The following is a 12,418-nucleotide window of genomic DNA, read 5'->3' as shown; positions in this document are numbered from 1 at the left end:
AAATAAAAACAGAAATTTATTTACATGAGGAGCAATTATGGCTGAAACAATAGTAAAAAATGGGCAAACAATAAAATTAAAAATCAAACGTCTGGGAATTAATGGCGAAGGAATCGGCTATTATAAACGTCTGATTGTTTTTGTTCCAAAAGCTCTGCCGACCGAGGAGATACTGGCGACCATTACTCAGGTTAATCCCCGATTTGCAGAAGCTGAACTGACTAAGATCATTAAAAGCAGTCCAGACCGTATGACACCTCCCTGTGTTTTTTATGATCGTTGCGGAGGATGTCAGCTGCAGCACCTTGCCTATCCAAAACAATTGGATTTCAAAAAAGATTTATTAAAACAGGCTTTAGAAAAATTCAAACCAGAAGGCTATAAAAAGTATCAACTAAAGGAAACCATCGGCATGGATGATCCTTGGCGCTATCGGAACAAGGCACAATTCCAGTTGCGTTTCAATGAAAAGACCCAGCTTGCAGAAGCCGGCTTATACGAAACCAATTCTCATCGATTAGTAGCAATTGACGACTGCATCGTCCAGCATCCCGCAACACAAAAAGTAATCAACCTACTAGTGCAACTGATTAATGAGTACCATCTGCCTATTTATGATGAACGAAAAAATGCCGGAATTTTGCGAACCTTAATGGTTAGAGAAGGTGTCGAAACTGGTGAGCTCCAGATTGTTTTTGTCACTAGTACACCTAAATTACCGAAAAAAAATGCCCTGATTCGGGAAATCAACGCGCAACTACCAGAAGTTGTTTCCATTATGCAAAATGTTCAAAATCAAAAAACTTCTGTCATCATGGGAGATGAAACCATCCATTTATGGGGAAAAGAAAGCATTCAAGAACGACTGAACGACTTAACATTTGATCTATCTGCCCGAGCTTTTTTTCAATTAAATCCTGAACAAACCGCTACTCTCTATGATGAGGCTCGCAAAGCATTGGCACTGCAAAAAAATGAAACACTGGTAGATGCTTATTGTGGTGTAGGGACGATTGGATTAAGTTTAGCTTCTTTAGCAAAAGAGGTCCGAGGAATGGATATCATTCCGCAAGCAATCACTGATGCCCAACACAATGCGCAAGCAATGGGCATGACAAATACCCACTATGAAACCGGTGCAGCAGAAGAATTGATTCCAAAATGGTTTCACGAGGGCTTTGAGCCGGATGCAATCATTGTTGATCCTCCACGAACCGGGCTGGACAATCAATTACTAAAAACACTGGTTGCTTATCCACCTGAAAAATTAGTTTATATTTCCTGTAATGTTTCTACTTTAGCACGTGACCTTGTTCAACTAGCAAAAATCTACGACATTCATTACTTACAATCGGTAGACATGTTCCCCCAAACTGCGCGTTGCGAAGTCGTTGTCAAATTAACAAAAAAATAAGTCGGAGCTATTCCGGCTTATTTTTTTGCTGTGCTGTGGATGGTTGGTTCCACAAGCGAGGACTCCAGATCGTTACTTCAAGAGAGACCTGCAGACTTTCATTGTCATCTTCTAGCTGCTCAATATAACGGATCGTTTCCTCAATCACGAGGGGATTTTCCTTCTTCAACAAGTTCAACTGCTCCGCCAACCAAGTATTACGCATTTTCTTCACCTCGAAGCCAGTGTACCACACATTCTAATAACACCTTCCAACTAATGCTTGAAAAAAAAGCCGAGAAGCTTTCGCTTCTCAGGCTTTTTTTATAACATATCAAACAAGGATAATTGATTTTCATCCGGCAGATCCTTCAATACACCATTTTCCGTCATGTATTCAATCAAGGTTTTTGAAACTTTTCCTCGATTGGCAAGATCTTCTTTAGATAAGAATGGTCCGTCTTTTCGTGCTTCAACGATTTGTTTTGCCACGTTGGTTCCCAAACTTGGGACTGCTCGAAATGGTGCAATCAATTTATTTCCTTCAATGACAAAGTTTTCTGCATCCGATTTATACAAGTCAATCATGCCGAACTCAAATCCTCGTTCGATCATTTCATTCGCCAGTTCTAAAACCGTCAACATATTTTTTTCTTTCGTAGAAGCATCCATACCTTTATCCATGATTTCTTTCATGCTTGCTTTAACGGCATCTTTCCCTTTTGCCATTGATATCAAATCAAAGTCATCTGCCCGAACGGAAAAATAAGCACAGTAATAAAGAATTGGAAAATACACTTTAAAGTATGCTACCCGTAACGCCATCAACACATAGGCTGCTGCATGGGCTTTTGGAAACATATATTTTATTTTTGAACAGGAGTCAATGTACCATTCAGGGACGTTATTTTCTCTCATGGCTTTCAGGTACGTTTCCCGCAAATCTTCTGGAATTTTATTCCATTGTCCTTTACGAACTGTTTCCATAATTTTAAAGGCCATCCCGCTGTCCAAACCGGCGTGCATCAAATAAACCATGATATCATCCCGACAACCGATTACGTTTGCCAATGTAGCTTCTCCTCGACGGATCAGTTCTTCGGCATTCCCCAACCAAACATCCGTCCCATGAGACAGACCCGAAATTTGCAGCAATTCAGCAAAGGTCGAAGGGTGGGTTTCTTCCAACATTCCTCGAACAAAACGTGTCCCAAATTCTGGAATTCCCAAAGTACCCGTTTTGGAATAAATTTGATTTTCTTCCACATTCAATACCTCTGGACCATCAAAGATCCGCATTACCTCTGGATCATCTGTGGGAATTGTTTTGGGATCGATTCCTGAAAGATCCTGCAGCATCCGAATCACGGTCGGATCATCATGCCCTAAAATATCAAGCTTCAAAATATTGTCATGGATCGAGTGGAAATCAAAGTGAGTCGTCCGCCATTCTGAATTCAGATCATCTGCTGGATACTGAATCGGTGTAAAATCATATACATCCATATAATCTGGAATAACAATAATACCGCCGGGATGTTGACCTGTGGTTCGTTTTACGCCTGTGGCACCTTTTGCCAAGCGATCTACTTCTGCCCCGCGGAAATGCAGGTTGTGGTCGCGTTCATATCCCTTAACAAAACCATAAGCAGTTTTATCTGCCACGGTACCAATCGTCCCTGCCCGATAAACATAGTCTTCACCAAAAAGTACTTTCGTGTAATTATGGGCTTCTGGTTGATATTCCCCTGAGAAATTCAAATCAATATCCGGTACCTTATCGCCATGGAAGCCAAGGAAGGTTTCAAAAGGAATATCATGTCCATCTTTTTTCAAGCGGGTGCCGCAATTAGGACAGGCTTTCTCCGGCATGTCAAATCCCGAACCGTAAGAACCATCTTCATAAAATTCAGAGTACTGACAATTTGGACAATGATAATGTGGTGCTAAAGGATTTACCTCTGTAATCCCTGTCATAGTTGCCACGAAACTTGAGCCCACTGATCCTCGGGAACCAACCAAATACCCATCCGCATTACTTTTATGCACCAGTTTTTGGGCAATCAAGTAGATAACCGAAAAGCCATTTCCGATAATTGAATGCAATTCTTTTTCCAATCGTTTTTCTACAATCTCAGGTAATGGATCACCGTACAATTCTTTTGCTCGTTTGTAACTTAGATCCGTGATTTCTTGTTCTGATCCAGGAATTTTCGGCGTGTACAATTTATCCTTCACAGGAATAATTGTTTCACACAAATCAACAATTTTATTGGGATTTTCGACCACGATTTCTTTTGCTGTTTCCGCACCTAAAAATTGAAAAGCAGTCAGCATTTCATCTGTCGTTCGAAAATGAACATCCGGCAAACTGTGACGATTCAATGGATTGGCGCCTCCCATTGAATTAATCAAAATTTTTCGATAAATTGCATCCTCTTCATTTAGATAATGGACATTTCCTGTAGCTACGACCGGTTTATTCAATTCATGTCCGATCTCAACTAAATTTCGGATGATTTCTTCCAAATCTTTCTCATTTTTGATCAGTTCTTGTTCAATCAGGGGTGCATAGACTTCTTTTGGCATAACTTCAATATAATCATAAAATTTTGCCAATCCTCGTGCTGCTTCAACACCTTTTTGCATCATCGCTACGAAAACTTCACCTTTGTCGCAGGCTGTTCCAACCAGTAATCCTGAACGCAGCTTAACCAACTCTGACCGAGGAATCCGTGGAACTTTTCCGTGGAAATAAGTAATATTCGACATAGAAATCAGCTTGAACAGATTTTTTAGTCCATCTTGTGTCTGCGCTAATATCGTTGCATGGAACGGTCGGGCCGCTTTAAAAGAATTTTCTCCGCCGACATGCCGATTCAAGTCATCGTGGTAAAACATGTCGTGCTTTTCCATGGCCTCTTTAACAAAAATCCACGCCAAATGTCCAGTAGCTTCCGAGTCATAGATTGCCCGGTGATGTTGTTCCAAACCAACACCGAATTTTTTAGACAGCACACCCAGTCCAAATCGTTTGAATTCCGGATAAAGATAGCGGGCCAATTCTAAGGTATCGATGACAGGAGCCTGCGTTTCTGGCAAGGACAATCGCCGATAGGTTGTATTAAGAAAGCCCATATCAAAGGACGCATTGTGAGCCACTAATATCGTATTTTCCGAAAATGCACGAAAAGCTTCTAGTACTTCTCTTTCTGACTTAGATCCGCGAACCATTTCATCCGTGATCCCTGTTAAATTCACCGTGGTATTTGATAATGGATGCCCAGGATCAATGAATTCGTCAAAAGTATCGATCACATTCCCCTTATGCATTTTGACAGCAGCGAGTTCGATGATTGTGTCATATACTGCAGAAAGTCCAGTCGTTTCCACGTCAAACACCACATAAGTCGCATCGGTCAAGGAAATATGTTGATCATTGTAAGCAATCAATACCCCATCATCGACGACATTAGCTTCAACCCCGTACAAAATCTTCACGCCAGCTTTTTGACCTGCTTGATGGGCATCAGGAAACGATTGAGCCCCACCGTGATCAGTGATGGCAATGGCTTTATGACCCCAGCGTCCGGCTTGAGCAACAAGGTCTGCCACATTATTTGTCGCATCCATCGTACTCATATTTGAATGCAGATGCAATTCGACTCGTTTTTCTCCTTCTGGTGCATAATCTTTCCGTTCAGGATGCTTCACTTCTATCAAATCCTGCGCATTCATTACTAAATCCCGCATGAAGGTATCTTCTTGAATACTTCCGCGAACTTTTAGCCAGCTTCCCTTTGCGATCGCATCAAAAATTTGCTCATCGGTTTCATTATTGGAAAATTTCTTAACAATGAAAGAAGAGGTATAATCTGTAATTTTCAGCGTGAGAATTTTTCGTTTAGAACGCAATTCCCGCACTTCTTTGTCAAAAACATACCCTTCAATCGTGATTCGCCGTTCTTCTTCCAAAATATTTCCCATCGGTGTAATTGGTTCATCCGTTGGAATATTTCTTCCCAGCTGAATCGGTCCTTCAAGCACAGGTCCCCGCTCTTTCTTTTCTTTTTTCCGTTGTTCGTGGGCTGCCAAATTTTCGGCTGCTTGTTGCATAAAGGCCTGTGCTTGTTCTTCTTTTTTTGTTTCCAATTCCTGCAAAGCCGCTTTTGCTTGTTGTTCATCTACTTGCGGTTCAATGCGAAATGCGGGAAAACCCATTTGCCGATAACTTTGTTCGACAATTGGCAAGTATTGCTGAACCATATACGGAATAACTGCTTCATTAGAAATAGGCAAAAGAATTTTCTTTTCTTTCAAAAGTGGAAGTTGAGACTTGATGGTTTGCTGAACCAGTTGCGTATCACACGCATTGTTTGCAATAGCTACTCCCCAATATTCTTGAAGTAGAACTTCATCAAATCCTGAATCCTTCGTTTCGATGGTTACTGCGACCTGAGCAATTTCCTTAAACGCCATTTCTAAATGCTGGCGAAAAGATTGATACAAAAAAACCGGCAATATTTGATCAAAAGAAAAGACGAATGACCAAACCTTAGATTGCCGATGGACAATGACTTCTTTGATTTCACCGGTAGAAATTAAGGGATGTTGTCGTTCTTGTGGCTCAAGCTGAATTTGATCCAAAAGTATTTCAAAGGTTTCTCTATTTTTTGACAAGTTTATTTTCCTCCCTTTTTCATTCAACAGTTTCTAGTATAACGTGCTTTGATTGATTTTTCATTAAAAAAAATAAGGAGTCGCTTTCGACCTCCTCATTTTTTTCGTCACTCAGTACGGTTCATCCAATGTATCAAGTAAAATGGCGATTGTGTCTACCAGTTCTTCTTTACGAACCTCAACCATTGCACCGGTATTCTTGATTTTAACTTCTACAACCCCGTCTCTGGCTTTTTTCCCAACGGTGATTCGCAAAGGACAGCCGATTAAATCCGCATCTGCAAATTTGACACCAGCTCGTTCCTCGCGATCATCCACCAACACTTCGTAATCTGCCGCAGTCAAAGTCGTTGCTAATTCCTCGATAAGTTCTGTTTGGAAGTTATCCTCCATATTTACTTGGATGACATGCAAATCAAAAGGCGCGATTCCCTTGGGCCAGTTGATTCCTTCTTCATCTGCATGTTGTTCAACAATTGCTGCCAACAAGCGGCTGACACCGATCCCATAACTGCCCATTTCAACGGGAATTTTCTGTCCGTTTTCATCAAGGACCATCGCCCCCATTGCCTGACTGTATCGTGTACCTAGTTTAAAAATGTGACCCAATTCAATCCCTTTAGCAAAGGTCAACACGCCGTGACCGTCTGGTGATGGTTCTCCTTCTCTAACAAAACGAAAATCACCGTAAGCTGCCGGTTGAAAATCACGGCCAGGATTCACGTTAACAAAATGATAGTCCGTGCTATTTGCCCCTGTGACCGCATTCGTCAGGTCCTTTACATAAAAATCACTATAAATTTCAATTCCTTGAGGCAGCTCAACGGGTCCAATCGATCCAAAATCTGCCGCAAGCAGAGCAACAGCTTCTTCATTAGTCGCTGGAATCAATCGTTCCACTTGAAGATAGTTTTTAATTTTCACTTCATTTACTTCATGATCTCCCCGGACCAAAACCATGATTGGCGCGTCATCAGCTAAAAAAAGCACGGATTTAATGATTTTTTGTGGTTCAACGTTCAAAAAGTCTGCAACTTCTGCAATGGTTTTGACACCGGGTGTTGCTAGTTTTTGACGTTCCTTCAAAGTTTCATGGGATCGTTTAGCAACATATTGACTTGTTGCCATTTCGAGGTTGGCCGCATATTCACTTTCCGTTGAAAAGCAAACCGTATCCTCTCCAATTTCAGAAACTAGCATATATTCTTTTGAATCTTTGCCACCCATTGCCCCGCCGTTTCCGATGATGCCACGGACTGCTAAACCGCAGCGAGAAAAGATTCGACGATACGCCTGATCGTATTGTTGATAGGTTTTCTCCAAACTTTCTTTTGTTCCATGAAAAGAATAGCCGTCTTTCATTATAAATTCTTTGCTACGTAACAGTCCAAAACGGGGTCTTTTTTCATCACGAAATTTTGTTTGAATCTGAAAAAGATTGATTGGCAAGCGTTTATACGAACTGACTTCATCCCGAATCAATGCCGTAAACGCTTCCTCATGAGTTGGCGCTAAAAGATAGGTGCGTTCACTGTGATCATTCAGCCGATAAAGACTAGAACCATACGTCTCCAAACGACCAGATTCTTCCCACAATTCAGTTGACAGCAACAGCGGCATTTGCATTTCCTGCGCATCGATTGCTGTCAACTCTTCGCGTATGATTTGTTTGATTTTTTCTAACACTCGGTATGCAAGGGGCAGATAACAATAACTGCCGGATGAAAACTGTCGGATATACCCCGCTCGAATCAGTATTTTATGGCTCAATGCTTCTGCTTCGTTTGGTACTTCCCGCAAAGTTGGAATCAACATCTTTGATTGCTTCATTTTTTTCTCCTTTACCTTTGAACTTAGCTACCAACTATTTTAGAAAAAGAAACGTTGGATATCATTCCACGTAACAAAGACCATCAACACCATCAGCAACCCAAAGCCGACAAGTGTCAGTATGCCTTCCTTTTCTTGACTCAAAGGTTTGCCTCTAACGCCTTCAAAAATATTTAAAACTAATTTCCCACCATCCAATGCAGGAATCGGCAATAAATTAAAGATTCCCAGATTCATCGATAAAACTGCCATCAGTAATAACACCGTCATTGGACCCTGCTCAGCTGCCTGAGAGGACATTTGAAACATTGCTACTGGTCCGCCTAATTTATTAATATCCGGTTGCACAATCAAACTCCCTAATGCGGTAAAAATTGCTAGTGAACTGTCGATTGCTTGTCGAAATCCGCCAGTGATTTTAGCAGAAAATCCAGTATCCATCGGTACATGAATACCTAGTTTTCCCACTGTTTGATTGCCGCTTTTCTCAGCTTCAGGTGTGATTGTCTTTTCAAATTTTTCCGATCCTCTTTGTACTTCAAAGGTCAGTTCCTTATCAGGATTTTCAGTAATAATCGTTGTTAATTCATTCCAATTATTGATCTTTTCTCCGTCGATACTGACAATTTTATCCTTCTCCTCCAGTCCGGCTTGTGCCGCCACCCCATCGGGAAGAACTTCACCAATTGCATTTGTATTGGTGATAGTAACGCCACCTTGCATGAAGGTAATAAAAATAAAAAGTAAAATCGCTAAAATAAAATTATTCATAGGTCCGGCAAAATTTGTCAACATCCGTTGCCATAGTTTTGCTGATTGGAATTGGACATCCCGTGGTGCAATACGAACCTCGGTGCCATCCTGCTCAATAATCGTCGCATCATGCAAAACAGAATAGGTCACTAACTGGCTCTCATCGCCATTGATGTACCCGGAAATCGTCAGCTTATCTTCCAAATCAGCTTCTGCCAACTCCATTGGAAATCCATTTGGTAACTGGATTTTTTTACTGGTATTGATTTTGGTGATATCTCCTTGCTCATTTTGTAAAAGCGCAATGGGCATGCCCGGTGAAAGCTCCGTTTCATCTTCCCCCATCCCTGCCATGCGGACATATCCACCAATTGGCAATAATCGTAATGTATACGTTGTACCGTCTTTTCCTTGATGACCATAAATTTTTGGTCCCATTCCGATAGCAAATTCCCGCACTAAGATTCCCGCACGTTTTGCAAAAAAGAAGTGACCAAATTCATGTATGATTACGATAACACCAAAGACAATGATAAATGTCAAAGCTGTTTTCATCTTGTTTCCTCACTTTCAAAGTGTATTAAAATCAAATTAAAACTCTTTTCTATTCTATCATACCGGAAATGAATAACCAATCATCCCTTTTTGGATTGATTAGAAAAAAACTGTAGCCGCTCAAAGCAACTACAGTACGGTTTCTTTTAAAAAACTCCTAATAAATGCATGATAGGGAAAACGAATAATAAACTGTCAAAGCGATCTAAAATTCCGCCGTGTCCCGGTAGAATATTTCCTGAATCTTTGACTCCGTAATGCCGTTTGATCGCTGACTCTACTAAATCACCAAATTGACCAACAACGGAAAAAACAATGGTCAAAATCAACATAATCGGTGTACTGTGTCCAAAAAATTGTTTCCCTGGAAATAGCAGTAAATAAATTGCAGCCACTATCACTGCACTTAAAATTCCGCCCAGAGCGCCTTCTACCGTTTTATTAGGTGAAATTTCCGGCCATAATTTTTTTCTGCCGTATCTGCGACCAACCATATAGGCACCGATATCCGTCGCCCAAACAACAAACAAACCAAAAACCAATACCGTCAAACTTTCACTTCGCGCTGCGACGAAGTTTTGGAACCCAACACCAACATACAAACTAACGATTACTGGAAAACCCGCTTCATCAATCGTATACGTATTTTTAGAAACAACGGAGACTCCCAGCAAAATCATCACTGTCAAATAAAAAAGTAAATAAGGATTTGTCTGTTCCGGCAAAATCAACCAGCGATTGATCGGCAACACCAGAAAAACGGCACCGATTGCTGAAATGATTCCTTCAAAACTAACAATATTCAATCCTTTCATTCTAAAAAGCTCATAAACCCCAACGATTGCCAACAAGGCCGCCGTAATTTCAATAGCGATGCCACCCACATAAATAATCGGCAAAAATAATGCCAAGGCAACAACCGCTGTAATCACACGTTGCTTCACTATTTATCCTCCTCTTTGCTTTTCAGTCCGCCAAATCGTCGATCACGATTTTGGAAGGACGCAATTGCCATTTCTAACAGCTCTCCGTTAAAGTCTGGCCAAAGTGCTTTTGTAAAAAAGAATTCACTATATGCTATCTGCCATAACAAAAAGTTGCTGATTCGTTCTTCTCCACTTGTTCGAATCACCAGCTCCGGATCTCGCAAATCCACAGGTAAAAAACCGGTCATTAGATGATCTGCAATCATTTCTTCTGTGATGTCATCTGAAGAAATTGTCTCTTTTTCTATTTTTTTCGTAATATTTTGAACAGCCGTCACGATTTCTGCACGACTGCCATAATTCAACGCAAAATTTAGAATCATCCCCGTATTTTCTTTGGTTTGCTCCATGGCTCTTTCAACCGCCCCTTGGGTATGGGCCGGCAACAAGTCCGTATACCCCATCACATGGACCCGCACATTTTCTTTGATCAATTCAGGAACGAAGGTATCAAAAAAATCGACAGGCAGCTGCATCAAAAAATTGACTTCATCTGTCGGTCGTTTCCAGTTCTCTGTAGAAAACGCATAAAGAGTCAACACTTTGACACCAAGTTTTGACGCATGCTTGGTAACCGTTTTGACTGTTTCCATTCCTTCTTTATGACCCGCGACCCGTGGCAAGCGCCGATTTTGTGCCCAGCGACCATTTCCGTCCATAATAATCGCTATATGTTTAGGAATCGGTCCATCTTGTGCAAACGCAAAGTCGCCTGTTTCCTGGATATATTTATTTTTTTGTGGAAAAAAACGTAACATAAGCTCGGCTCCTAACGAATTTACAATTTCATCTTCCCTATTATAACAATAATTTCATAAGTTTCCTATGAAAAATCACCTTTGTTGCAGTGATTTTACTGAAAAAAAAGAAATCTGGCGAACACGCCAGATTTCTTTTGTACTTACGAATTATACTTCCAATAGTTCTTTTTCTTTATCGGCAGCAATTTTATCGATTGCTTTGATGCTATCATCCGTCAACGTTTGCACATCTTTTTCCATTCCACGCAAATCGTCCTCAGTGATATCACCGTCTTTTTGTTGTTTTTTGTAGCTGTCCATTGCATCACGACGAATGTTACGAATCGCAATTTTTGCATTTTCAGCTTCTTTTTTTACTTCTTTTGCTAATTCTTTTCGGCGTTCTTCCGTCAGTTGTGGAATAACTAAACGAATCACATTGCCGTCATTTGCTGGTGTGATTCCGATATCACTTGTTAAAATCGCTTTTTCAATATCTTGAATGATCGATTTGTCAAATGGTGTTACCATCAAAACTCTCGCCTCTGGAATGGTGATTGAAGCCAATTGATTGATTGGTGTTGGTGCGCCATAGTAGATCACTGAAACACGATCCATCAAGCTGGCATTCGCACGACCTGCACGAATTTGACCAAGATCACGCTGCAAACTTTCTGCAGCTTTTTTCATTTTTTCTTTTGCTTCTGCCATTATTGCATCTGCCATTACTATTTCCCCCTAACTGTTGTTCCGATATTTTCTCCCATAACCGCACGGCGGATATTACCTGCTTCATTCAGATTGAAAACAACCAACGGAATATCGTTGTCCATACTTAATGAGCTTGCGGTGGAATCCATTACTTGTAATCCTTTTGCAATCACATCTAAATGAGTCAATTCATCAAATTTCACTGCATTGGCATCTAATTTTGGATCTGCAGAGTATACGCCATCCACATTGTTTTTTGCCATCAAAATAACGTCAGCATTGATTTCAGCCGCACGCAACGCTGCGGTCGTATCGGTTGAGAAATAAGGATTGCCGGTTCCGCCTGCAAAAATAACAATTCGTCCTTTTTCCAAGTGTCGTTCAGCACGGCGTCGAATGTATGGTTCAGCGATTTGACGCATCTCGATAGATGTTTGCACTCGTGTCGGTACTCCTTCATTTTCAAGAGTATCCTGCAACGCCAACGCGTTCATGACAGTTGCCAACATGCCCATATAATCTGCTTGGGCACGTTCCATTCCCATTTGTGCGCCGATTTGTCCTCGCCAGATATTGCCTCCGCCAACTACAATCGCCATCTCAACGCCCAACTCATGGACTTCTTTGATTTGTTTCACGATTTCTTTGATGGTTGGTGGTTTGATTCCAAAGCCGTCTTCACCCGCTAATGCTTCACCACTTAATTTTAGGACAACTCGTTGATATTTTGTTTTAGCCATTATGATTCCTCCGTATTTCTCTACTGTTAT

The 12,418-nt window shown here is 41.0% G+C and carries 9 protein-coding genes; 1 reads left to right on the top strand and 8 read right to left on the bottom strand.

Annotated elements, in window-relative coordinates; all coding sequences use genetic code 11:
• The first annotated feature begins 37 nt into the window (after positions 1-37).
• Positions 38-1,414 carry a 23S rRNA (uracil(1939)-C(5))-methyltransferase RlmD gene (gene rlmD / locus BAU16_RS03215; RefSeq protein WP_048603075.1) on the top strand — a complete coding sequence of 459 codons (1,377 nt, stop codon included), beginning with the start codon at positions 38-40 and terminating at the stop codon, positions 1,412-1,414.
• Positions 1,415-1,421: 7 nt separating this feature from the next.
• Here the strand turns inward: rlmD and BAU16_RS03210 are convergent, their stop codons facing one another.
• The 8 genes from BAU16_RS03210 to pyrH form a co-directional block, all read right to left on the bottom strand.
• Positions 1,422-1,619, bottom strand: a complete 198-nt coding sequence (locus tag BAU16_RS03210; protein WP_161526412.1) for a hypothetical protein — start codon at positions 1,617-1,619, stop codon at positions 1,422-1,424.
• 98 nt (positions 1,620-1,717) lie between these two features.
• Complete coding sequence (locus BAU16_RS03205; protein WP_137605740.1) at positions 1,718-6,073, bottom strand: PolC-type DNA polymerase III; 4,356 nt, start codon at positions 6,071-6,073, stop codon at positions 1,718-1,720.
• 111 nt (positions 6,074-6,184) lie between these two features.
• Positions 6,185-7,903, bottom strand: a complete 1,719-nt coding sequence (locus BAU16_RS03200; protein WP_137605741.1) for a proline--tRNA ligase — start codon at positions 7,901-7,903, stop codon at positions 6,185-6,187.
• Between the two features lie 39 nt (positions 7,904-7,942).
• Complete coding sequence (gene rseP, locus BAU16_RS03195; RefSeq protein WP_048603080.1) at positions 7,943-9,211, bottom strand: RIP metalloprotease RseP; 1,269 nt, start codon at positions 9,209-9,211, stop codon at positions 7,943-7,945.
• Between the two features lie 146 nt (positions 9,212-9,357).
• A complete protein-coding gene (locus BAU16_RS03190; protein WP_048603081.1) occupies positions 9,358-10,155 on the bottom strand; it encodes a phosphatidate cytidylyltransferase in 798 nt (265 codons plus the stop codon).
• A complete protein-coding gene (locus BAU16_RS03185; RefSeq protein ID WP_048603082.1) occupies positions 10,155-10,955 on the bottom strand; it encodes an isoprenyl transferase in 801 nt (266 codons plus the stop codon). The genes BAU16_RS03190 and BAU16_RS03185 overlap by 1 nt, the downstream gene beginning before the upstream one ends.
• 150 nt (positions 10,956-11,105) lie before the next feature.
• Positions 11,106-11,663, bottom strand: a complete 558-nt coding sequence (gene frr / locus BAU16_RS03180; RefSeq protein ID WP_048603083.1) for a ribosome recycling factor — start codon at positions 11,661-11,663, stop codon at positions 11,106-11,108.
• A 2-nt stretch (positions 11,664-11,665) separates the two neighbouring features.
• Positions 11,666-12,388, bottom strand: coding sequence for a UMP kinase (gene pyrH, locus BAU16_RS03175; RefSeq protein ID WP_048603084.1), 723 nt, complete (start codon positions 12,386-12,388; stop codon positions 11,666-11,668).
• Between the last annotated feature and the right edge of the window lie 30 nt (positions 12,389-12,418).

The sequence above is a fragment of the Enterococcus sp. JM9B genome, assembly GCF_009933265.1.
GTDB lineage: Bacteria > Bacillota > Bacilli > Lactobacillales > Enterococcaceae > Enterococcus_C > Enterococcus_C songbeiensis.
This window is presented reverse-complemented; position numbering and strand designations above follow the sequence as displayed.